We start from the raw sequence: 22,048 nt of genomic DNA, 5'->3' as shown, positions 1-22,048 counted from the left end.
CCTTCGGCCCGAGCCGCTCCACGCTAATCGCCATGAACGAAGAAATCGCCCTCACTCGCGAAGTCAACGCCATCCAAATCCCTTCTGGCGACACCATCACCCTGCCCGCCGGCACCCCGGTGGTGATCACCCAGACCCTGGGCGGAACTTACACTGTCGCGACTTCCGCCGGGCTCGCCCGCATCTCCTCCGATGACACCGATGCTCTCGGAATCGACCTCGCCGATAAGGAAAAAAAGGCGGAAGAAGACGCCGCCCTGGCCGATGCCCCCTTGGAAGACCGCATCTGGCACCAGATGAAACAAGTCTACGACCCCGAGATCCCCGTCGACATTGTCAACCTCGGCCTTGTCTACGATTGCGCCATCGATGACAGCGATCCCACTGCGGTCAAGGTGCACGTCAAAATGACCCTCACCGCCCCCGGTTGTGGCATGGGCCCCGTCATTGCCGCCGACGCCCAGGCCCGCATCATGACCCTCGAAGAAGTGGAAAATGCCGAAGTGGAAGTGGTCTGGGAGCCCGCCTGGAACCAAGACATGATCTCCGAGGAAGGCAAAATGAAGCTGGGCATGATCTAACCCGACCCCAGCCCTGCGGGTGCGGAAAAACGCTGGCTCCGTGCTCTTCCCCGGTGCCGGCCCGCATCCTCACCCCAGAATTTTCAACGCGGTTTGCATCGCCTTGTTTTGGGGCAAACTAGAAGCCCGATCGCTCATCTTGGAGGCAAAGGAGAGAAACTCTTCCAAGTCCGCCATCTGCTGGTGAAAGGCCTTCGCTTCCTCGCACTCGAGGCCTTCGCTCTCTTCCTTGCAACGGGTGAGCACCGCGAGCGCGGGATCGAGTTCCCGCCGTTTGCGCTCGCGGAGAATAAGACGAAACATCTCCCAGACGTCCTTTTCCGCTTCGAAAAACTCCCGCCGCTCGCCTTTTTTCGTCACGATACGAAGTAGACCCCAATTAACCAGTTCCTTGAGATTGGTGTGGGCATTGCCCCGGCTGATGTCGAGCTCAGCCATGACTTCGTCGGTGCTCAGGGGCTCCACCGCCGTCATCAGCAGGGCATGAATCTGAGCCATGGTGCGGTTGATTCCCCACTGCGAGCCCATCACCCCCCACTGAGAAACGAAATTTTCCCTCGTTTGCTTGAACTTCTCCGCGCTGCCACTCATCTTTTTCAGAATTTCCTGAAAAAAGGGAGAAAGTCAACCCCTATTGGTTATTCGGCTCGCTGACCGGCATATCCTTGGCCAAGCGGTCGGGGGCGACCAATCCTGCGGAGAGAAGGAGCTTGGTGGCTTCCTCCACGGTCAGTTCACTCTCTTCCAATTTGTCTTCTTCCACCACGATGACGAATCCAGTTAGAGGGTTCGGGCTGGTGGGAATGAAGATGGAGGTCACCTCGCGGCCGGTTTTGGCATTTTGGAAGGTGCCGGTGACAAAGCCCAGCAGGCGGCAGCCCGGACTGGGATACTCCACCCAAGCCACCCCCTTGAACTTGCGGGCTCCCCCCATGTCGCGGAAGGCATCGACCCCCTGTTTGATGGTGGAGTAGAAAAAGCCCATGAAGGGAACGCGGGTGAGGGCACCATCCATCCAATTGACGACGGCCTGTCCCGGGCGATTGGTCACCGCCAATCCGACGGCACCCAGAAGAATCAAGGGCACAAAAAACCAGATGAACTGGGGCAATTCCTGAAGGCTGGAGAGCCAGCCATCATCTGCCAAGCCACTGATTTGCTCAAGACTCCCGAGTGAATCTCCTTCATACTCGATGCCCCGGAACCAGTCGAGGGCCCGGGCAATGCCCAGAATGAGAGTGCGGCCGACCGCTAGCAGGGCCTGATAGATCCAAGAGAGAAGAAACACCGTGCCCACAATAGGAATCACGGTAGCAAGCCCGGCTAGCAATAGGCTGAAAACTCGTTTGGCAAAACTGGTCTTGGGATGGTCGTCGTGTTCGGCTGACATTCGTTTCGGTGGGGAAAGGGACACTGCCGCGCCCCTTTATGCAAGGCAATCATTGTGGAGGATCGGGCAGCGGCAATTGTCCTCCCCGGCGCGCGGACCATTCCACCCCCACGATAAGCAGAGCCCCGGCCACCATGGCCGCAAAGGCAGCCCAATCCGCCGCCCGATCGAGCTGGGGAAGAGACCAATTGCCATAACCAGCCACGATAATCTCCTCGTCTTCAGAGAGATTCTCCTTCACCTGCGCAAGCGTGCCGGGGCGACTCTCCAAGGTCCGCTCTGCGGTTTTGACCACCACCAAACCCTCCAGGTCACGCTTGGGCAGTTCCTCCTTCCACGGCCAGATAACGGCCAGCGAACCCAGCACGAAGCCCGTGATCAAGCCCACTGCTTCATTGTGATAATTCTTAAACAACCAGTTGAGCACCCGCGAGAGGACGATGAGCCCTACCACCGCCCCGATACCCACGGGGATGAGAATGGGCAAGGCTTCCCCCAGTTGCAGACCGGAAAGCGCGCTCACCGAATCGAGCATGATGAGTTTGTAATTGCCCATCAGCACGAGCACAAAGGAGCCACTGAGACCGGGGATAATCATGCTGCACATGGCTACCACTCCGCAGAGCCCGAGGTAAACGGGATGAGTGCTCTCTTGCGCGGGAGTTAAAAAAACAAGGGAAACCGCGAGCGCGCAGCCCACCACCCCGAGCACGATCACCAGCGGGCTCCAGCGCGTCACCATCTTGCCCACCAGGGGAATGGAGGCCGCGATAAGACCGAAGAAAAAGGCCCAGACCAAGACGGGATGATTGGCAAAGCCCCAACCCAGCACCTTGGCCAAGGTCACGATGCTCACCACCGCCCCCACTCCCAGAGCGAGGAGAAAAAGCAGGTCCACTTTCGCCGCGGCCTCCGCCAGCTTTCCTTGCAACAGCAGCCGCACGGTCGCGACGTCGAAGTTCTTGAGGGCCGAAATGAGCCGCTCGTAAATCCCGGTGATGAAAGCAATCGTTCCTCCCGAGACACCGGGAATGACATTCGCTGCTCCCATCGCAAAGCCCTTCAGGGCGGTCATGACAAATTCGCGCACGCGGCCAAACAAGACGGGAACGAGGCGAAATGCAATCCCGCAGGCTTTACCCTTCGGAAAAATGATTTGATTGACTGTAACCAACCATTTACTCAGGATTGATATCTAGCCACTCAGCTAGTCGTTTCTCAACTACACACATCCTCATGAATTCCCGGCGCGCTTTTCTCACCATGAGCCTGGGAGCGACAGCTACGACTGCGCTCTTTGCCCCTCTTCCTCTTCTCGCGAAGGGCCCTCTCCCAGCCGTTTCATGCGGGCTCCAGCATCTGGCAAGCTTCCGCATCACCGGAAAAGATGGGTCGTCACTCAGCGCCCGCGTAGACACCCGGGAATTTGGGCAATTTATCCAAAGCGGAGGACAAATCACCGCCGAGGGCGCCATCCAGGCACAGGGCTGCGTCCTCCGGTTCAGAAACTCCGGACACGACATTGAGCTCCATCTCGTCTGACACCCCAGCCCCCCTTTCCAGAGGGCTTCCTTCTCTCACTATCTGAATTTTAACAACACTGCTATGGAACCATTTATCGGACAAATCATGTTGATCGGCTTCAATTTCCCCCCTCGCGGCTGGGCCCTTTGCGACGGACAACTCCTTCTCATCTCACAACATCAAGCTCTCTTCTCCTTGCTGGGCACCACTTATGGAGGCGATGGCGAAACCACTTTCGGTCTTCCCGATCTGCGGGGTCGCGCCCCCATCCATGTCGGTTCGGGACCGGGTCTCACTCCCCGGCGAATCGGGCAAAAAGGAGGAAGCGAAACAACCATTCTCACCGCCAACAATCTGCCCCCTCATTCCCATTCCTTCTCCGGCTCGGCCTCCTTGAAAGCGTCCTCGACCCTGGGTGATGAGGACACCCCCACGGGGAACTACCCTGCCGCCAATAGCACGGACGAAGATTTCGCGGCCGCGGCAGACAGCACCATGGCCGCCGATGCGGCGCCCGTTTCCGGCACCATCGGCGTGACGGGCGGCGGACAAGCAGTCGACAACATGCAACCTTTCCTCGCCATGAACTATATCATTGCTTTGCAAGGCATCTTTCCAAGCCCCAGCTGAAGCAATTCCAGGCTCATGATTCCGCACTCTCTCTCTTTCGGCCTCGGCCTTCTCGTTCTCGCTTTCGGGGTCTCCCCTTCGCGCGGAGCCGAGCTCGCCCGCGAATCCTTCGACGACACCCCGGGGGACAACTGGGGCTACACGGTGGGCCCGGAGCCCGAGTTCGACGACGGGCTCTACGACTTTTTCACCGTCCTGCCCAATGACGGCTCGCGCTTTGCCGTGCTGGGAGAGAGCGAGGACAACTTCGTTTTCGCAGTCGAAGACCTCGACGCCACCGTGACCCCGGCCGGAACGCTGGCTTGGGTGCAGACCAGTGGATTCGACCTCAACTCGTCAACCAACACCTGGGTCGAGATTCGCTTGGCCGCTCCCGGGGACTCGGCGGGCGTGGCGGGAGCGTTCACCGCCTTTGATAACCCCACGGAATATGATTTTGGCGGTGCCGGAAACGAACAGTTTACCGACCGGCTGATCGTGGAATACTCCGCCGACGGGGTCACCTTCAGCGAGGTGGTCCGCTTCCACGGCGAGTCTCACAATGGGTTGCTCACCCGCAGCGACACCTTCCCCGGAGTGCAACTCTCCGCCGACCTGGGAGGGAGCGACTTTTCCCTCCTTTCCTTCCCGGTAACGCCAGGCCCGGCGGCCACCGTGCGGGTCTCCTTTTTTTCCAATAGTTCGGGCGAATTCTTCGCTCTCGACAGCATCGCTGTGCAAGGGGATCCCGCCGTCATGGCCCGGCCCGGGATTGCCGGTTTCGATGACAGCGAACTCGTTTACACCGAGGGTGACGGTCCCGTCCTGCTGGCCCCGGCGGTGAGTCTGAGCGATGCGGACTCTCCCACTTTGCAGCAGGCCCGCATCTGGTTCGAGACAGGATTCCAAGAGACGGAAGACATTCTGGCAGCCACCTCCACCGGAGCACTGGGCGAAGAGGACATCGTTTTCTCCGTCGACAGCGGCGAGCTGACCATCGCCGGCCCCGCTCCTTTGGCCGACTTTCAGGCACTTCTTCGCACTCTCACTTACGAAAACAGCGAGAGCACCAATCCCGCCCTGCCTCACCGGCGCCTGGCCCTGGAGGTGACCGATGACCAGGGCAATCGCTCCCTGACCCGGTTCCGCCCTCTCACCTTGGTCAATCCCTACCAAATCCATTCCCTGCCCTTTGAGGAAAGCTTCGAGAGCGAGGGGCAAGGCGTGCGCTATTTGGCCGCGGGATTGCTAGGCGATCCCACTGACGACGACATTTTCGGACGCGTCGAGCCCAATTTGCCCGGCCTTGATGGCTCCTTTGCTTTCGCGGGAGAAGATATCAGCCTGGCCGAACCCCTGGAGCATATCGACTTTCTTCTTGATGGCAGCGGACAGAGCAACCTGACCCTCGATCTGCTGGTCGCCGCCCCCGATGGCACAAACTACGACAGCGGTGATTTCATCGAAGCCCGGGTGAGCGAAGATGGCGAGAACTGGACCACGGTGGGGGCCTTTCATGCCCGGTCCGCGAAGGGGAACCCGGTCGGCGGGACCGTGCTGGCCGAGGATCTCGATCTGAACGGCTCGGGCGATGTGGATGGAACCGTGCTCGGCGCGAGTTTTCAGAACTTCCAGTTCGCCCTGCCCGAGGCGGGAGTCTTTCACCTCCGTCTCGTCCTGCAGAGCAACGCCAACCACGAGCGCCTCCTCGTGGATCACCTGCGGGTGACTGCGGAACCGGTGGAGATTTCCATTGCCGATGCGAGCGCGGACGAGAATGAGGACTCCCTGATTTTCACCCTGACCCGCAGTGGGCCGGGAGGCGAAATCACGGTCGACTACTCCACAGCGGCAGGGACGGCCTTGGCGGGTGATGACTTCACGGCAGTGACGGAGGGAGAAGCCACTTTCGCGGCTGGCGAGCTGACCACTACGGTTGCCATTCCCCTTCTCGATGATTCTATGGTTGAGCGGGATGAAACCTTCACCCTGACCCTGGCCAATGCCAGTGCGGGCACGCTGACCGATGTCCAGGCCACGGGCACCATTCGCAATGACGACAGTGCCAGCCTCGAACTGACGGTCGCTCCTTCCTCCGTCATCGAGCGCGACACGGGCACGTCCACGGCAACCTTCACGGTCTCGGTGACCGCTCCCCTCGATGTTGATTTGGAGATTTCGCGCTCCTTGGGTGACGGGGCAACGGCCACTGCCGGGGAAGATTACGCCGCCTGGCCTGCAAGCAACCTGTTCTTGGCAGCCGGGACCACCAGCACGAGCTTCCAGGTGACGATCTACAGCGATCATCTCACTGAAGGCAATGAAAGCATCCCCCTCACCATCGCCGCTGTTGATACAAAGGAAAGAGCCCTGCTGGCCGGCACCCTGGCGCGGACTTTGCTCATCTTGGACGACGACCCGGCCTTCAACGTGCCGCCCCGCTCCCTGGGTTTCGTGGATGGACTCAGCGCCAAAATTCGCCTGGCCGACTTGCTGGCCGGTGTCAGCGGTGGCGAGGAAGGACGTGAATTTTCGCTAGTGGGATACAGCGAACTGGCCACGAGCGACGACGGGAGCAGCCTGATAGAAAGTGAGGGCTGGCTCATCTTCACCCCCGGGAATCCACATAACGGCAATTCCTTCACTTACACCGTGAGTGACGGTTATCAGGAATTCTCGAACACGGTCTCCTTCTTCCCCGGCAATCTGGAGTTGGGACGGACCTCCAACCTCTTTCCGCCCGAGGTGACGGAGGCGGGTACCGTTGTGCGCGGAGCGGGTATCCCGGGTCGCCGCTATCGCTTGCAGGCAAGCAGTAGCCTGCAATTCTGGGAAAATATCGGCGAAGTCGTGACCTGTCCCGTAGGAGGGATCATGACCTTTACCGACCCTCCCCCGCAGGAGGACTTCGTTTTTTACCGCCTGATCGAGGCCCCGGAGGCTCCTTAAGCCACCGGCTAGCTGGCCTTTTCGCCCCATTTTCACCACTATGAGAATCCACGCTCTTCTTCTCCTCTCCACCGTCAGTCTCCCTGCCGCCAGCACCCTGGTATTGAGCGATCCAGCGGGGGTCAGCATCCCCGATGGCACTCCCACCGGGGTTTTGCGCAGCCTGACTTTCACGGCTCCGGAGCAAATTATCACCGGAATTTCCGTCGACCTCGCTCTCTCGGCCCCGGATGGAGAAAGCACCTTTCTTGGCGATCTTTATGTCTACCTCACCGATGGCACCCACCTCGTCACCTTGCTCAATCGCCCGGGGCGGGATGGCAGCCGTCCCTTCGGCTATGGCGACGAGCAAGGGCTGGACGTCACCTTCCAAGTGGGGCTGGGAAGTGATATCCACACCTATCGGGAAACGGTCACCGGAGACGCGGCCACCCCTTTGCCGGGAACCCTGACGGGCACTTTCACCCCCGACGGGCGCCTGAGCGATCCCGGCAGCGTGCTCACCAGCGACCCGCGGGAGAGCACTCTCAGTGATTTTGTGGGCTTCTCCGCCGACCGCACCTTCAGCCTGTATGCGGCGGACTTCTCCACCGGCGGGCTGCACACCATTGACTCCTGGTCCCTCACCTTGACCACGGTTCCGGAGCCTTCCAGCACTCTTCTCGCAAGCCTTGCTCCCGTGATTTTGCTGACACGGCGGCGCCGCTAAGGAGGGATTTTGCTTCGCCCGGAGGGGAAAAGTGATCCACACTTCCGCCGCGATATGAGTGATTTTGTGAACAATCTGTTTGGTTTGGAGGGCAAGGTGGCCGTGGTCATTGGCGGCACGGGCGAACTTTGCGGAACGATGGCCTCGGGTCTGGCGGAAGCCGGAGCGGAAGTGGTCCTCGTGGGCCGCGATGAAGCCAAGGCCGAGGCCCGGCTGAAGGACATCCGTACCAAGGGCGGCAAAGGCTATTTTGCCCAAGCCGAAGTGGGCAAACGGGAATCACTCAACGACCTGCTGGACTCCGTGATTGCCCAGTCGGGCCGTGCCGACATTCTCATCAACGGAGCGGGTGTCAATTCCCCCACTCCCTTCATCGAAATCACCGACGAGGAATTCATGCGCATCCTCGACATCAACCTGGTCGGGGTGATGCGCGCTTGCCAGGTCTTCGGCAACTACTTCCTTTCCCGCGACGTGCCGGGCTCCATCATCAACATGGGCTCTATCTCCGGCCTCAATCCCCTCTCCCGCGTCTTCACCTACTCGGCCTCCAAGGCGGCGGTGCACAACCTGACCCGCAATCTGGCCCGCGAGTGGGCCGACCGCGACATCCGCGTCAATACCCTCGTCCCCGGCTTCTTCCCTGCCGAGCAAAACAAGGCGGTTCTCGATGAGTCGCGGGTGGCGGAGATCCTGCGTCACACCCCCGCCTCGCGCTTCGGCAATCCCCAGGAGCTCATCGGAGCCACCCTGCTGCTGGCCTCCAACAACGCGGCCAGCTTCCTCACCGGCACCGAGATCATCGTGGACGGCGGCTTCCAGGCGATGACCATCTGATTCCTCTGAACAGACCGGAAACCGCCTCCCACCACCTCTCACTTGAAAGAATAAAATCAACCAAATGATTGACAGATAAGGAAAAATTCTTAGAGTGAGAGTATGAACTACTTTGAAACAAACGTCGTTAAAGGATTTCTGCCCGAAATCCAGCCCAGTGGGATAGTGGCCGAACAGCCACTGGGGCACACGCTCCCCTTGGTGGAGCTCCTGCGGGAGGGGCTTCCTTTCCAAGAGTTCCGGGCCCTGCAAGCGCTCCTCGCCATTCCCGAAGAAGAACTGGGGCGACTGCTGGGAATGTCTGCCGCCACCCTGGGCCGTCGCAAGAAGGCCCCTCGCCTGACGATGGCGGAAAGCGAGCGGGTGGTGCGCTTTGCACGGCTCTTCGGCTTGGCCATGGAAGTCTTCGACAATGAGGAAGAGACCGCCCGGGACTGGCTGAAGACGGAGAATCCCGGCACAGCCGGAGAGCGCCCCCTCGCCTATGCGGATACCGAGTTTGGGGCTCGCGAAGTGGAAACCCTCCTCGGCCGGCTCGACCATGGCATCTACTAAAGAGCGTCCCGCCTACCGCTTGGTCGCTCGGCGATGGGCGAGCAGCGCCTTTTCCGGCGAAGGGGCCCGGCTCTATGGCGGACGCTGGAATTCTCCGGGCCGTCCCCTGGTCTATCTCAGCTCGGCGCGCTCTCTCTGCGCGCTCGAGATGCTCGTCCACCTGACTACTCCCGGCAGTCGACGCAAGCAATACGCCTCGTTCGCAATTGACCTTCCGGAAGAAGCCATTGCCCCGCTCCCCGACTCCCTGCCCGCTGACTGGCAACAGGAACCGCCCGTTGCCAGCACCATGCGCATGGGTGACCAGTGGTTTGACGCGGCCTCCTCTCTCGCCTTGGAAGTGCCTTCCGCAATCGTGCCCGAGGAAAGCAATTACTTGCTCAATCCCCAGCACCCCGATTTTGCGAAGCTCGAGATTGCCCCATTCCGGGATTTTCGTTTCGACGAACGCCTCTAAGGGAGCTTAGCTCGTGGTGATGTTCACCTTTCTGCACGCTGCTGACTTGCATCTCGACAGCCCTTTGGTCGGACTGTCCAAACACGCGGAGGCTCCGGTGGACGCTCTCAAACAAGCCACTCGCGACGCTCTCAAGAATCTGGTGGATCTCGCTCTTGAACAGCAGGTCGCTTTTTTACTCTTGGCCGGCGACCTCTATGACGGCTCTTGGCGGGACTTCAGCACGGGACTTTTTTTCATCAAGGAAATGCGCCGGCTTCGCGAGGCGGACATTCCCGTCTACCTCATCTCAGGCAACCATGATGCCGAATCCCAGCTGACCAGCAACCTCACTTTGCCGGAAAATGTCCATCACTTTGGCAGCCGCAAAGCTACCTCCCGCCCGCATCCGGCTCTCCCCGTTTCCATTCATGGGCAGAGCTTTGCCACGCCCTCGGTGCGCGAGAACCTGGCCGCTGCCTATCCCCCCCCAGTGGACGGGCACTTCAATATCGGCCTCTTGCACACCAATTTGGGCGATGCCGAGGGCCACGGCAACTATGCTCCCAGCACCTTGGGCCAGCTGGTCTCCCATGGGTATGACTATTGGGCTTTGGGCCACATCCACCAACGGCAGATCCACCACGAGCATCCCCACGTGGTCTATCCCGGCAACACCCAGGGCCGCCACATTCGCGAAACTGGGGCCAAAGGTTGCTACCGGGTCACGGTCTCCGACCATCTCACCGTGGAATCTTGTCAATTCGAGCCCTTGGACCGCGTGCGTTGGGCGGAGCTGACTATCGATTGCAGCCCCTTTCACAACGAGGGCGACTTTCTGGCTGCCTTGCGCGAGGAGTTCCAGGATAGTCTCACTCTTCATGAGGACCGCTTGCTGTGCGTGCGCGTGACTCTGACCGGACCATGTGCCCTGCAGGAAAAATGGCACGCCGACCCGGGCCGTCTGCAAGCGGAATGCCTCTCTCTGGCCGAGGATATCAGCGGGGAATCCCTTTGGCTGGAACAGGTCAAACTGCGCACCCAGTCCCTCCTCGACCCCGCCCAATTGGCGCAGCAAGATGACCTCACCGCCATGGTCCTCGCGGCCCTGGAAGATTTCCAGCCCGGGGAGCTCCCGGCGGCAGTGCTCGAACTCAAAGAGAAACTCCCCCCAGCGGCCCGGGAAGCCCTCGCCCCGCAATGGCAGGCGGAGCAATCGGAAGCGGAAGAAATTCGCTCCGAAGTGGCCGCGCTGGTCCTTCAGGCCCTGGCCACCGCCGATTCCAACTAGCCCTTTCCCGCCACCCCTTGCTTTCATGCGCTTCGACTCCCTCCACATCCCCGCCTTTGGCCCCTTCACCGATCTCCGTCTGCCTCTCCCTGCCGGTTCTCCCGACATTCACCTTATCCATGGTCCGAATGAAGCCGGAAAAAGCAGCCTCCTGCGCGCGCTCCATCATCTCCTCTACGGCATCCCGGCCCGCACCGAAGACAATTTCCTCCACCCCAACAAGCAGCTGCAAATTGGCGGCGTCCTCCGGCAAGGTGGCGAAACCCTCAGCATCTATCGCCGGAAAGGAAACAAGAATACCCTGGTCGACGAGCAGGCCCAAGTCATTCCCGACCGTCGACTTTCCCAATTGATTGGTCAGGTCAGTGAGTCGTTTTTCCAGCACATGTTCGGCCTCGACACCGCCCAGCTCCGCTCCGGAGCCGCGCAATTGCTCGCTGGCGAGGGGGACCTGGGCACTCTCCTCTTTTCCGCGAGTCTCGGGGGAAACCGCATCGATCTGGCCATCGAAAAGTTGCAGCAGGAGGCAGACGGACTCGCCAAGGGCCGGGCTTTCAAAAACGTGCGGATTCCCGAGGCGGTGAAGCGCTATAAGGAGGCACTCAAAGCGGAGAAGGAACAGACCATCACCGCTCGCGAATGGCGTTCGCTGGCCAAAGAACTCAGCGGGGCGCAAGAAGAATTTGCCCGGCAGGACAGCGACCTGCACGCAACCCGGCTCCGGGCCCGCTTTCTCGATGCGGTGCTCAATGCTCTTCCGCTGATGCAACAGCGGCAAGAGGTGCAAGCCATCCTCACCGGGATCACTCTGCCTCCGCTCCCGGCCGATTTTCCCCAACAGGTTCGCCACTGGCAGAACCAGGCTTCCGATGCCTCCGCCAGCCTGCAGGCCCTCCGGCAGCGCTTGCAGAGCGAGGAGGACGAACTCGCCTCCCTGCCAGCGAACCAGGAGATTCTCGCCGATCAGGCCACCATCGAGTCTCTCAACCGGGAGTTCACCATCTACCAGAAGCAGCAACAGGAGATTCTCCAATTGGAGCAAGCCCGGCAACACGATCAGGCTCTTTTGCATAGTGAAGCCCGCCGCCATGGGGTGGACCCCACCGGAGAACCCGCCGATCTACCCGACCCCACCGAAGCCCAGCTGATTTTACTTGAAGAAGCTCGCGAGCATTTGGAAACGGCGAGAACTCAGTGGGAGAAAACAGCCGAGCGAGTGGGCGAGATCGAGCGGGAAGAGGAGCAGCGGCAGCGCGAACTGGACAATCTCTCCCGAAGTGATTTTCCCGCCTCGTGGGCGGCCTTGCTCAGTGAGGGCCAGCGCCATCTCGCGCGCCGCCATGACTGGGAAGAGAAGGAAAATCAACGGCGCGTCCTCACCCTCAAGGGCGAGACTCTGCATCACCAGCTCGGCCTCACAGCCGGGGAAAACCCAGCCGACCTGGTTCCACCTGCTCGGGAAGCGGTCACAGCACTGCTCGAAGATCATCGCGATTGGCGGCGGGAGGACGAGAGCCTGACCACGGCCGAGCGGGAAACCCGCGAGGAGCTGGCCTTGCTGGAGCTGGAATTGAGCCACTTGCTGGGCGAGGAGCGGGAACTGGCAACGGCGGAAAACTTGGCCCAGGCCCGGAGCGAGAGGGACGAGTTCTGGCAAGCTCTCCGGTCTCTATCTGCCAGGGAAGCAAGCGACCCAATGCAACAGGAGCGCTATCAAAATCTGGTCACCAAGGCGGATCGCATCGCGGATCGGCTCATCGAAAATGCGGAAGAAATGGCCCTCGCCGCGCAGAAGGAACGGGATCGCGAACGCAAGCTCATGCAGCGCAAACAATTGAGCGACAATAGGCAGGAATGGGAGGAAAAACGGGCGTCCTGGCAGCGTAAGTGGTCGGCACTCCTCTCCTTCCAGCGCAGCCATACCTTCCAGCCCGAAGACATTCTCACTTGGTTGGATCGCCTGCAGGCTTGGCAAGAAAACGAGCTCACCCTCAGGCAACTCGGGGAGGAGCTGGCCCGGCGAGACGAAAGTGAACAAGCGCTCACACAAAAGATCACCAGTCTCACCCACCTCGAAGGCGATCTGGACACCCTTCTCATCTTGCTGGAAGAACGGAAAAGTCGAGCCGAGCGCAGCGAGGGAGCCCTGCGGGCCCTAACCAAAGAATTGGAAAAGCTTGCCCAGCTCAAGGAAAGCCTCTGGCAACAAAAAGAGCAGCTTAGCGAAAGGTTGAGCCACTGCCAGGAACATTGGGCAAGCTTGCTCGCGGACCAGCAACTGCCCGCGGAGGGGAATCCACGGGAAACCCTCACCCGCTTGCGCAGCCTTTCCCAATTGCGTCGCCAAGTGGAAGAACTCACCACTCGGGAAGCTCGCCTACAATCACTCCGCGAGCAGGAACAAGCGTTTAGCAACGAACTCGCGAGTTGCTTTGCCCGCCACTTTGCCAGCGAGAGCGACCTGCCCGCGAGCCGACAGATGAGTCTGCTCTGGACAGGACTCAAAGAGGCCCGCGAGCGCCAGACCCAGCGCGCCTCCTTGGAAAAATCCCTCTCCACCACCCGGCGAAAGCTCCATGAGCTGGAGGCCCACCTGTCCCAAGCAGAGGAGGAACAGCACAACCTCGCGCGGCGCGCTGCCGTAGAGCATCCCGACCAGCTGGACGATTGTCTGCAGCAACATCAGGAAAGGGAACGCCAGCGAGAGAAAAAGGAAGCCCTGGAAGAGCAGCTTCTTCGCCTGGCCCAAGGAGCCGGTTTGGAGGATTTTCTCGCCCGCTGCGTAGAGGAGAATCCCGCCCAATTGGAGCAGGAGCGGGCGGCCATTGAGCAGAGCTTGCAAGAGCGGCAAGACCTCCGGGACCAAAGTCTGGCGGCCTTGCAAGACTTGCAACGACGCAAGGCGGGGCTGGAAATTGCCAGTAGTGCGGCTGCCGAGGCCCGCCAGGACGCTCAGAATGCCTTGGCAGAAATCATCACCCATAGTGAACGCTTCCTGCGCCTTCATCATGCCATTGATTTCCTCCGGGCCCAGATTGAAGCCTTTCGGGAGCAGTCACAGGGACCGCTGGTCGCATTGACTTCCCGCTATTTCGCCACCCTGACCAATCACTCTTTCCAAGGAGTGGCTGCCCGCCCGCAAGAAGATGGCACCCTGCATCTGGTCGCTCTCCGCACTGATGGAAATGAAGAGCACCCCCCGGAGGAAGTGGCCACCCGCGCACTTTCCGAGGGCACTCGCGATCAGCTGTTTTTGGCCCTCCGTCTCGCAGCCATCGAGCATCACCTCGAACATCATCCTGCCATGCCGCTCATCCTCGATGACGTCCTAATGACCTTTGACGACTCCCGCACGGCGGCCCTTTTGCGGGCCCTGGCCCCCCTTGCCCGCAAGACGCAGGTGCTCATCTTCACCCACCACCGCCATTTGCACTCGGTCGCTACTCAGGCGCTGCCCGGGGTCCATTGTCATGACCTTCCCTCCTTGGCCTCTCTGCCAGAGGCCAACACTAGCGCCTAATTCGCAAATCTACCAAAAAAGGACGCATTTTTGCGAATTTTGACGCATAAGAACAATCCTGAGAACCGGTAACAACTTAGTCTTGTGGTGAAAGATGACCATTCAAGAACTGCAATCCCTCCGCAAACCCGGCCGCAAGATCGAAGGCCACGCCGCCATTCTCCTTCCCTTCGAGGCCGATGGCTCCATCGCTGAAAAAGCTTACAAGGAAGCCCTCCTCCGCACGGACGAAGCCGGTCTCGGTTGCGCGGTCAATATGGATACCGGCTATGCCAATTACCTGACCGCCGAAGAGCGTGCCACCATGCTGGGCTGGGCGCAGGAGACCTTGCCCAATGGCTTCATCGCAGGGGTCTTTGTGGAAGGATTGGAGGGCGAACTGAGCGACCTCTACCTCGAGCAGATGCACCAGATTGCTGAACATGGCGGCACCCCCATTCTCTTCCAGACCACCCGCTTCCACGACTGGAGCCCCCAGCAAATCGTTGACCTCTACGCCACCATCTGCGAGCCCTTTGAGGCCGTGGTGGGCTTCGAGCTGGGCAAGATGTTCGCTCCCAATGGAATGATTTACAACGAGGAAACCATCCGCGGCCTGATGACCATTCCCGCCTTGAAAGGCATCAAGCACTCCTCCCTCTCCCGTCTGGAAGAAATCGAACGCCTTCGCATTCGCGACGAAGTGCGCCCCGACTTCAAAATCTACACCGGCAACGATCTCGGCATCGACATGATCGAATACGGCAGTGACTACCTCCTCGGTCTCGCCGCCTTTTGCCCCGAGAAATTCGCCGAGCGCGACCGCTATTGGGAAAACAACGACCCCGCCTACTACGAATTGGCCGACGCCTTGCAATACCTCGGCAACGTGGGCTTCCGGGCTCCCGTGCCCGCTTACAAGCACTCCTGCGCGGTTTTCCAACACCACCTCGGTCGCATCCCCACTCCCAACGCCCACCCGCAGTGCCCTCCCCGCCCCGAGTGGGAGGCCGGCATCATCGCGGATTGCGCCCAGCGCCTGGGCTACTAAAAAAACCGTAAATTTGAGCACACCGTGTATCCCAACGTTGCCCTGCACACCTTCACCACCAAGCCTTGGAGCATCTCCGAGTGTATCGAGAACTATGCCCGGCGGGGCATTGGCGGCATCTCCATCTGGCGCGAGACGGTGGAAAACGCCAATCTCAAACAAGTGCGCCAGCAATACGAGGACGCTGGCTTGACCCCGGTCTCCTACGTGCGCGGCGGTTTTTTTCCCGCCCTCGACCAGGCGGAACGGGAGGCTCAGATTGCCACCAATCGCCAATGGCTGCGCGATGCGGCCGAACTGGGGATGCCCAGTGTGGTGCTGGTCTGTGGTGCGGCCGAGGGCCAATCGCCTCTCACCAACCGTGCGCAAATCCGGGATGGCATCGCGGCCCTCGCGGAGGAAGCAGCCCAGCTGGGACTCGAGCTCCTCATCGAGCCTCTCCATCCCGTCTACTGTGGAAACCGTAGCGCCATCCCCACCCTGAAGGCCGCCAACGACCTCTGCGCCGAGCTCGCTCTCCCCCACCTCAAGGTCGCGGTCGATGTCTACCACGTCTGGTGGGACCACGAGCTGGAGCCCGAGCTGAAGCGTTGCGCGGACCACGGCTGGCTGGGCAGCTACCACATCTGCGACTACAAATCGGAGCCCGCGGACATGCTGCTCGACCGCGGCATCATGGGAGAAGGAGCCTGCAATCTGGCCGAGATCGACCGCTGGGTGACCCAAGACAACGGCTTCTCCGGCCTCCGCGAAATCGAGATTTTTTCCTCCAAGTGGTGGCAACGCGACCAGAACGAGTTTCTCGATGAGATTCTCAAAGCCTACGACGCGATTTACTCCAATCCAGCCTGACGAACCTTCCTTATTCTGCAAAGAGTTCCTGCAAGCTCACTTCCAGCCCGGCCGCCATCCGCGAGCAAACCGTCCCATGGGTCAGTTTCTCGTGGAGGGTGAACTCTCCCTGCGCCGGATTGAGAAGATATTGCTCCACCACCCCGGCCTCGGCATCGATGAGCCAATACTCGCCCACCCCATGTTCCGCGTAGTCGACAAACTTCACCCCCCGGTCACGTTCCTCGGTCGACGGGCTCAGGACTTCCACCACCAGATCGGGGGCGGGAAAGCGCATCTGCTCTCCGGTAAACTCCCGCGCCTTTTCCTCCGAAAACCAAACCACATCGGGCTCAAAGTCGTTCCGGGACAGGGAAATCAGGCATTTCTCAACGAAAACCCGACCTCGCCCAGCCTGCTTGCAATAGGTCATCAGTTCGTAGAACAAGTTGCCCGTCACCCGCAAGTGTTTTTCTCGAGCCGGAGAATGCATAATCACTTCCCCATTAATGAACTCGGCCTTCATCTCCGGAGTCAATTCCTGCAAAAAGCGACGGCGCCGCTCCTCCTCCTCGCGCAACTCCGCCGTCAGAGTGCGCACGATTTCAGGCAAGCGGGGCGACTGGCGGATTTCCTCAAGAGCCGACTTCATTTGCGTAAAAACTACCACGGCAGGAAAATTTTCCAAGCCAATCCCTCCCTCTCCCTTCTTTGCAGACTCGAAAGAAAGAACCCCTAAGAAACTCTTTATGAAAACCATCGGAATCATCATGAACGGCGTCACCGGACGCATGGGCACCAATCAGCACCTCGTGCGCTCCATCCTCGCTATTCGCGAGCAGGGCGGGGTGCGGTGTGGTGAAGAAACCATCATGCCCGACCCCATCCTGACGGGTCGCAATTTGGCCAAGGTCAAAGCCCTTGCCGAAAAATACGGAGTCGAACGCTACACCGACGACCTCGATGCCGCGCTGGCGGACGACTACAACGAGATCTTCTTCGACGCCTCGGGCACGCCCTACCGGGTGGCCTTTCTGGAAAAAGCCATTGCCGCCGGAAAGCATGTCTATTGCGAAAAGCCCACCGCCACCGAATATGCGGAAGCCCTTCGCATCGCCGAGGTCGCCGAGGCTGCGGGCGTCAAGAACGGCACCGTGCAGGACAAGCTCTGGCTCCCCGGATTGGTGGCATTCCAGAAGCTCAAAGAGGAAGGCTTCTTCGGCGAGATCCTGAGTGTGCGGGGTGAATTCGGCTACTGGGTCTTCACTGGTCACGACGACAACCGCCCGCCCCAGCGTCCTTCCTGGAACTACCGCAAGGAAGACGGCGGCGGCATGATCATCGACATGCACTGCCACTGGCAATACGTCATTGCCAACCTCTTTGGCGAAATCACCAGCGTGATGACCCACGCCGCGACCCACATCCCCGAACGGGTCAACGAGGAAGGCCAGCCCTACCCCTGCACCGCAGATGACAGCGCCTACGCGATGTTCAAGACCGACACCGGCGTCTTCTGCCAGTTCAACAGCTCTTGGAATGTGCGCGTCCGCCGCGACGATCTCCTCGTAATGCAAGTGGACGGCACCAAAGGCTCCGCCATCGTGGGCTTGCGCAAGTGCTGGGCCCAGTCCATGGCCGACACCCCGGTGCCGGTTTGGAATCCCGACATCGATAATCCCATCAATTTCTACGAAAACTGGGAGGAAATCTCGCCCGGCGAATGCGACAATGCCTTCAAGGCCCAGTGGGAGCTCTTCCTCAAGCACGTGGTCTGCGACGAGCCCTTCCGCTGGACTCTGCGCGAGGGAGCCAAGGGCGTGCAACTGGCCGAGCTCTCCCTGCAGAGTCACGCCGAAGAACGCTGGGTGAAAGTGGGCTGAGCCCTACCCCATCACCATCAGCTTTTCCCGAAAGCGGTCTCCGGACCGCTTTTTTTTGCGCCCCGCCACTGCCCGGGAGGTTCGCCAACCTGCTCCTTGAAGACTTTCGTAAAATGGCTCTGGTCGTGAAAACCACAGTCGTTGGCGATGGTGATGAGCGATTTCTCCGAATGACGAAGCAGCTCTTTGGCCCGCATGAGACGGCAACGCAAGCGGTATTGCCCCGGGGACATCCCAGTATTGTCGCGAAAATACCGTTCCAATTTTCGCCGCGACATTTTCAGCTCTGCGGCCATCTCCTCCATCGTCAGAGTATCACAGGCATGGCGCTCCATCCACTCGACGAGACTCGGGCGCCGATCCGTCAAGCGCTGCCGCAGCAAATCGGGGTCGATGAGCATCCCCACAATGATCATACCGGTGACCTGACCAGAGGAGTCGCGACGAGGCGCTTTCAGGCTCCGCCACATCTGTTTGCGCCCCCCTTCCACCAGATTGAGCTCCTCGAAGGTATCAATGGTTCTTTCTTCTTCCATGACAGTGACTTCCTCCTCATAATAACGACGGGCCCGCCAGAGGGGGAACAGATCGAAGACCGTCTTGCCAAGGACCTCCGCTGGCTCGCTCCGCCCCACCGATTCCATCCATCCCTCATTGACATGCAGGTAGCGGTGTTCCCGATCCTTAATCACCAGCCGAAGGCCCTCCGCCTGATGCAGAACCGCGCCCAAGGGTCCCAATTCGTTTTCAATCCCACTCATCGCTCGGCGCGATTCTACCATCTATTTGACAAGGAAAGCGATTAAAGTCGTAATTTTACAATCCCAAGACCAGTTTCTGCTGTTTACTATCCCGCAATCCTCCACCCCGGAAGCCCCTTCATGATTCTCCGCCTCTTTATCCTCTCCTTGTTTGCCCTCGCCGCCCTGGTTTCCGGGGAGGAAGCCGTTCGCTTGTTCCGGGAAGATTTTCGCGAGGTCGAAGCCCACATTCCCGCCAGCTCCGCCGACCTCACTTCGGACTACCTGACCCTGGAGCGACTGGGCCCCGGGGCCGATCGGCTGAAGCTCTCCCATCATCCGCCCATTCCCAATGATCCGCATTATTTGTGGAATGGAGAATGCAACGGTCCCGTTCTCATCGCCTTCCCGCTACGCCAAACCACCGACCTCAGTGATCCGGACTGGCAATGCCGCCTCAATACCAAGAACTTCGGTTCTTCGACCCTACACCTGGCCGTTCGCAGCCAAGGCCGCTGGTTCGCCCAACGGCACTCCGTGGCCCCGGCTGAGAACTGGAATGAGCAGGTTCTCTCCTTCCACCGCTCCGATTGGGTGGAGCTCGACGAGAAGAGGGTTACTCTCTCCGCTAAGCGGGCGCGCCCGCAGCTTGATGCCATCGAGGCCATCGGCTTTGCCGCTCCCCGCAAGCCCAACCGGAGCAAGGACTGCATTCGGCTCAACTGGTTCGAAGTGGTCAAGGATAGCCCCTCGGCCCGCTTGCCCACCCCTCTCCCCCGGGGTGAATTCCTTGAGAACGAGACTCCCTTTCTGAGATCGGCCTTGGAATACCGCCAGGGAGACCAGCAGGCGAGCGTGCGCCGGGGAATCCTCGTGCCGGCTGGTGCCGGTCTCTGGGCCTGCTTCGATCCCGACCTCTTGCGCTGGGCCGTCTTGTGGCGGGCTCCCCAGGGCCAAGCCCCCTTGACCTACGATTCCATGGCCGCCATCTCCTACCCGGCAGCCAAGGCCAAAGCCCACCGAGCCCCCCAGTTGCGGGGAGAAGTGCTGGCTTGGAATCCTGGCCTTGCAGGCGTTTCCGCAGCCGGCCCTCCCCGGGACGATCCCCGGGAGGCCCGGCTCATCTCCCCCCAGGGTCCCGTCGGCCCACTTCCGGCAGACAAGGGGCACTTTCAAGGCATTTCCCTGCGTGGGGACGAGGTCGTGATTCATTATCAAGCTGCCGCAACAGACATTGCCGAACGATTGCTCGTCGATGACCAGGGCAAGCTCCAGCGCGTGCTGGAAGTGGCGGCCCACCCGCGCCGCACCCTCAATCTCCTTCACTGGGACCAGAATGAAGAGGTGCGCGGAGTGGGCGCCCGTCTGCAAGGAGGAGTCCTCTCCCTGGCCCCAGCCAACGAGACCCGCACCTTCGTCATTTTTCCCCGTGGATCAGAGCCGGCCAACTGGCCCCGCATCAGCCACCCCAAGCCGGCCTCGCCCGCTTTCCCCAAGGCCTTCCAAACTAGCAATCCCGCTCCCAAAGAAGACGGCCCCTTCACCATCCGCAACCAGGCCTTCCCCGAAAGCGACCGGGCCGTGCGCGCGGTGGACATCGCCTTCCGCCCCGATGGCACCGGCCTGCTCCTCACCCTGGATGGCGATGTCTGGCAAATAACCGACATCGAAAGCGAAGCTCCCACCTGGTTGCGCGTCGCCACCGGAATTTTCGAGCCCATGTCCATTGAGACCAGCAAAGAAGGGAAAGTCTTCGTCCTCGGTCGCGACCAGATCACGGAGCTCATCGATACCAATGGCGATGGTCATATCGACATCTTCCGCAATGCCTCCGACCTCTTTCAACAGACCCTCCATACCCGGGACTACGCCACCTCGCTGGCTATCGACCAGGAGGGCAATTTCTACTTGGGCAAAGGCGGAATCATCAGCATGGGCAAAGGCCAAACGGCGGAGATGTCCGCTCACCGGGGCGTGATTTTGAAGATTTCTCCCGACGGCAAACGCTCTCAAGTGTTGGCCGACGGCCTTCGCCTGCCCTACGTGGGAGTCCGTTCCGACGGCTCCGTCTTTGCCTCCGACCAACAGGGCCACCATGTCCCAAGCACTCCGCTCTATCTCATTGATGGAGGAAAACCATACTACGGATTCGAGCCAACAAATTTCCGCAACCGCAAAGAAGTCACCGAACCCCTCCTCTGGTATCCCTATCAAATCAATCGCTCGGGAGCCGGTTTTTGCGAAACCTCGGAAAAAGCGTTCCCCGACCTCCCCCACGCCTTTCTTCATCTTTCGTGGAACGGTCGCCTTTTCGCTATCGCCACGCCGCAACAAGGTTCGCCCTTTTCTTGGAAACTTCCTCTGCAATTCGACTTTCCCGTGCTGCATGGTGCCACCCATCCCCAATCGGGTCGACTCTACGTGGCGGGTTTGGGCATTTCCGGTTACCAGCCCACCACCCCCCGCCTGGTTGGGCTAGCCTCCGTTGAGCAAAGCCGCCGCTTCCCAGCCCCCACCGGCCTGGCTCTTCGTGACGAAGCGGTGCAAGTGACTTTCAACCGCCCTTTCAACGGGGAGGAAACCCTCATTCCAGGCAATCCCGCGCTGCGTCTCTTCAATATCCACCGCACCGCGAAATACGGGTCCGGTCACTACCGCTGGGACGACCAACCGGGCGAACATGTCCTCGCGGCGACAAGCTTCGCTCAGCAGGAGAACCGGTTCCAGCTCACCTTCCCGCTGCTGCGCCGCTCCGATCTCTTCGACCTCCAGCTCGCCGTAACGGCTGGTGATCGCACCTTTCCCCTCCACCTCTACACCCGCCCCAGCGAGTTGCCGGAGGCCACCAGCCGCGACCTGCGCAGCCTTGCCGAGGCCGATAAGGACGAAAAACTCGACCCCGGTGACGCGAAGACCGGAGAAACCCTCTTCACGCAGTATGCCTGTATTGGCTGTCATTCCTTGGAAGGCCAGAAGCTCACCGGACCCCCGCTCAATGGCGTAGCCCAACGGCTTGGGGGAGACCAGTTGCGACAAGCGATTCTCGACCCCACGGCCGAGATAGCCGCCGGTTACGAGCCCAGCATGCCGTCCTTTGAGGGCGTCATCCCGCCGCAAGATTTGGAGCATCTCCTCGCCTATCTGCGAACCTTGCGCTAGGGAG

Annotated in this window: 18 protein-coding genes; 13 read left to right on the top strand and 5 right to left on the bottom strand. The window is 60.3% G+C overall.

Features of this window, described 5'->3' with window-relative positions; all coding sequences use genetic code 11:
• Positions 1 to 32 precede the first annotated feature (32 nt).
• On the top strand, positions 33 to 581 hold the full coding sequence (gene sufT, locus JIN78_RS00945; RefSeq protein ID WP_200390047.1) for a putative Fe-S cluster assembly protein SufT: 549 nt from the start codon (positions 33 to 35) through the stop codon (positions 579 to 581).
• 69 nt (positions 582 to 650) lie between these two features.
• On the opposite strand, the gene JIN78_RS00940 is transcribed toward sufT, so the two are convergent.
• Genes JIN78_RS00940 through JIN78_RS00930 form a run of 3 tightly spaced genes read right to left on the bottom strand, consistent with a single transcriptional unit; the run spans position 651 to position 3,061 of the window.
• A complete protein-coding gene (locus tag JIN78_RS00940) occupies positions 651 to 1,172 on the bottom strand; it encodes a GbsR/MarR family transcriptional regulator (protein ID WP_200390046.1) in 522 nt (173 codons plus the stop codon).
• A 40-nt stretch (positions 1,173 to 1,212) separates the two neighbouring features.
• Positions 1,213 to 1,971, bottom strand: a complete 759-nt coding sequence (locus JIN78_RS00935; protein ID WP_200390045.1) for a DUF502 domain-containing protein — start codon at positions 1,969 to 1,971, stop codon at positions 1,213 to 1,215.
• A gap of 49 nt (positions 1,972 to 2,020) precedes the next feature.
• Positions 2,021 to 3,061 (bottom strand): DUF368 domain-containing protein, encoded by a 1,041-nt coding sequence (locus JIN78_RS00930; RefSeq protein WP_200390044.1) that lies wholly within the window; start codon positions 3,059 to 3,061, stop codon positions 2,021 to 2,023.
• A gap of 515 nt (positions 3,062 to 3,576) precedes the next feature.
• Between JIN78_RS00930 and JIN78_RS00925 the strand changes: the two genes are divergently transcribed.
• From JIN78_RS00925 to JIN78_RS00880, 10 genes are all read left to right on the top strand, one after another.
• Positions 3,577 to 4,125 (top strand): phage tail protein, encoded by a 549-nt coding sequence (locus JIN78_RS00925; protein WP_200390043.1) that lies wholly within the window; start codon positions 3,577 to 3,579, stop codon positions 4,123 to 4,125.
• A 15-nt stretch (positions 4,126 to 4,140) separates the two neighbouring features.
• Positions 4,141 to 7,053: a Calx-beta domain-containing protein gene (locus tag JIN78_RS00920; protein ID WP_200390042.1), complete on the top strand. Its 2,913-nt coding sequence runs from the start codon at positions 4,141 to 4,143 to the stop codon at positions 7,051 to 7,053.
• A gap of 40 nt (positions 7,054 to 7,093) precedes the next feature.
• Entirely contained in the window at positions 7,094 to 7,762 is a 669-nt protein-coding gene (locus JIN78_RS00915; protein ID WP_200390041.1) for a hypothetical protein, read from the top strand.
• 54 nt (positions 7,763 to 7,816) lie between these two features.
• Complete coding sequence (locus tag JIN78_RS00910) at positions 7,817 to 8,599, top strand: SDR family oxidoreductase (RefSeq protein ID WP_200390040.1); 783 nt, start codon at positions 7,817 to 7,819, stop codon at positions 8,597 to 8,599.
• A 102-nt stretch (positions 8,600 to 8,701) separates the two neighbouring features.
• Complete coding sequence (parS, locus tag JIN78_RS00905) at positions 8,702 to 9,154, top strand: type II RES/Xre toxin-antitoxin system antitoxin (RefSeq protein ID WP_200390039.1); 453 nt, start codon at positions 8,702 to 8,704, stop codon at positions 9,152 to 9,154.
• Positions 9,141 to 9,611 carry an RES family NAD+ phosphorylase gene (locus JIN78_RS00900; protein ID WP_200390038.1) on the top strand — a complete coding sequence of 157 codons (471 nt, stop codon included), beginning with the start codon at positions 9,141 to 9,143 and terminating at the stop codon, positions 9,609 to 9,611. The genes parS and JIN78_RS00900 overlap by 14 nt, the downstream gene beginning before the upstream one ends.
• A 19-nt stretch (positions 9,612 to 9,630) precedes the next feature.
• Positions 9,631 to 10,881 (top strand): metallophosphoesterase family protein, encoded by a 1,251-nt coding sequence (locus tag JIN78_RS00895; RefSeq protein ID WP_200390037.1) that lies wholly within the window; start codon positions 9,631 to 9,633, stop codon positions 10,879 to 10,881.
• Between the two features lie 25 nt (positions 10,882 to 10,906).
• Entirely contained in the window at positions 10,907 to 14,401 is a 3,495-nt protein-coding gene (locus JIN78_RS00890; RefSeq protein WP_200390036.1) for an ATP-binding protein, read from the top strand.
• 94 nt (positions 14,402 to 14,495) lie between these two features.
• Entirely contained in the window at positions 14,496 to 15,431 is a 936-nt protein-coding gene (locus JIN78_RS00885) for a dihydrodipicolinate synthase family protein (protein WP_200390035.1), read from the top strand.
• Positions 15,432 to 15,455: 24 nt separating this feature from the next.
• A complete protein-coding gene (locus JIN78_RS00880; protein ID WP_200390034.1) occupies positions 15,456 to 16,283 on the top strand; it encodes a sugar phosphate isomerase/epimerase family protein in 828 nt (275 codons plus the stop codon).
• Between the two features lie 10 nt (positions 16,284 to 16,293).
• Here the strand turns inward: JIN78_RS00880 and JIN78_RS00875 are convergent, their stop codons facing one another.
• A complete protein-coding gene (locus JIN78_RS00875; RefSeq protein ID WP_200390033.1) occupies positions 16,294 to 16,914 on the bottom strand; it encodes a Uma2 family endonuclease in 621 nt (206 codons plus the stop codon).
• Between the two features lie 97 nt (positions 16,915 to 17,011).
• Here JIN78_RS00875 and JIN78_RS00870 point away from each other — a divergent pair, with 97 nt between their 5' ends.
• Positions 17,012 to 18,145 carry a Gfo/Idh/MocA family protein gene (locus JIN78_RS00870; protein WP_200390032.1) on the top strand — a complete coding sequence of 378 codons (1,134 nt, stop codon included), beginning with the start codon at positions 17,012 to 17,014 and terminating at the stop codon, positions 18,143 to 18,145.
• A 17-nt stretch (positions 18,146 to 18,162) separates the two neighbouring features.
• On the opposite strand, the gene JIN78_RS00865 is transcribed toward JIN78_RS00870, so the two are convergent.
• Complete coding sequence (locus JIN78_RS00865; RefSeq protein WP_200390031.1) at positions 18,163 to 18,906, bottom strand: AraC family transcriptional regulator; 744 nt, start codon at positions 18,904 to 18,906, stop codon at positions 18,163 to 18,165.
• A 120-nt stretch (positions 18,907 to 19,026) separates the two neighbouring features.
• Here JIN78_RS00865 and JIN78_RS00860 point away from each other — a divergent pair, with 120 nt between their 5' ends.
• Entirely contained in the window at positions 19,027 to 22,044 is a 3,018-nt protein-coding gene (locus JIN78_RS00860) for a DUF6797 domain-containing protein (protein ID WP_200390030.1), read from the top strand.
• The last annotated feature ends 4 nt before the right edge of the window (positions 22,045 to 22,048 follow it).

The sequence above is a fragment of the Roseibacillus ishigakijimensis genome, assembly GCF_016595415.1.
GTDB classification, from domain to species: Bacteria; Verrucomicrobiota; Verrucomicrobiia; order Verrucomicrobiales; family Akkermansiaceae; genus Roseibacillus; species Roseibacillus ishigakijimensis.
Note: the sequence above shows the minus strand (reverse complement) of the source record. Positions and strands in the feature narration are given on the sequence as shown.

Coding starts and splice junctions, on each gene's coding strand:
- JIN78_RS00895 (WP_200390037.1), top strand. CDS start 9,631: ATGTTCACCTTTCTGCACGCTGCTGACTTGCATCTCGACAGCCCTTTG.
- sufT (WP_200390047.1), top strand. CDS start 33: ATGAACGAAGAAATCGCCCTCACTCGCGAAGTCAACGCCATCCAAATC.
- JIN78_RS00890 (WP_200390036.1), top strand. CDS start 10,907: ATGCGCTTCGACTCCCTCCACATCCCCGCCTTTGGCCCCTTCACCGAT.
- JIN78_RS00910 (WP_200390040.1), top strand. CDS start 7,817: ATGAGTGATTTTGTGAACAATCTGTTTGGTTTGGAGGGCAAGGTGGCC.
- JIN78_RS00870 (WP_200390032.1), top strand. CDS start 17,012: ATGAAAACCATCGGAATCATCATGAACGGCGTCACCGGACGCATGGGC.
- JIN78_RS00875 (WP_200390033.1), bottom strand. CDS start 16,914: ATGAAGTCGGCTCTTGAGGAAATCCGCCAGTCGCCCCGCTTGCCTGAA.
- JIN78_RS00885 (WP_200390035.1), top strand. CDS start 14,496: ATGACCATTCAAGAACTGCAATCCCTCCGCAAACCCGGCCGCAAGATC.
- JIN78_RS00900 (WP_200390038.1), top strand. CDS start 9,141: ATGGCATCTACTAAAGAGCGTCCCGCCTACCGCTTGGTCGCTCGGCGA.
- JIN78_RS00940 (WP_200390046.1), bottom strand. CDS start 1,172: ATGAGTGGCAGCGCGGAGAAGTTCAAGCAAACGAGGGAAAATTTCGTT.
- JIN78_RS00935 (WP_200390045.1), bottom strand. CDS start 1,971: ATGTCAGCCGAACACGACGACCATCCCAAGACCAGTTTTGCCAAACGA.
- JIN78_RS00860 (WP_200390030.1), top strand. CDS start 19,027: ATGATTCTCCGCCTCTTTATCCTCTCCTTGTTTGCCCTCGCCGCCCTG.
- JIN78_RS00915 (WP_200390041.1), top strand. CDS start 7,094: ATGAGAATCCACGCTCTTCTTCTCCTCTCCACCGTCAGTCTCCCTGCC.
- parS (WP_200390039.1), top strand. CDS start 8,702: ATGAACTACTTTGAAACAAACGTCGTTAAAGGATTTCTGCCCGAAATC.
- JIN78_RS00920 (WP_200390042.1), top strand. CDS start 4,141: ATGATTCCGCACTCTCTCTCTTTCGGCCTCGGCCTTCTCGTTCTCGCT.
- JIN78_RS00925 (WP_200390043.1), top strand. CDS start 3,577: ATGGAACCATTTATCGGACAAATCATGTTGATCGGCTTCAATTTCCCC.
- JIN78_RS00865 (WP_200390031.1), bottom strand. CDS start 18,906: ATGAGTGGGATTGAAAACGAATTGGGACCCTTGGGCGCGGTTCTGCAT.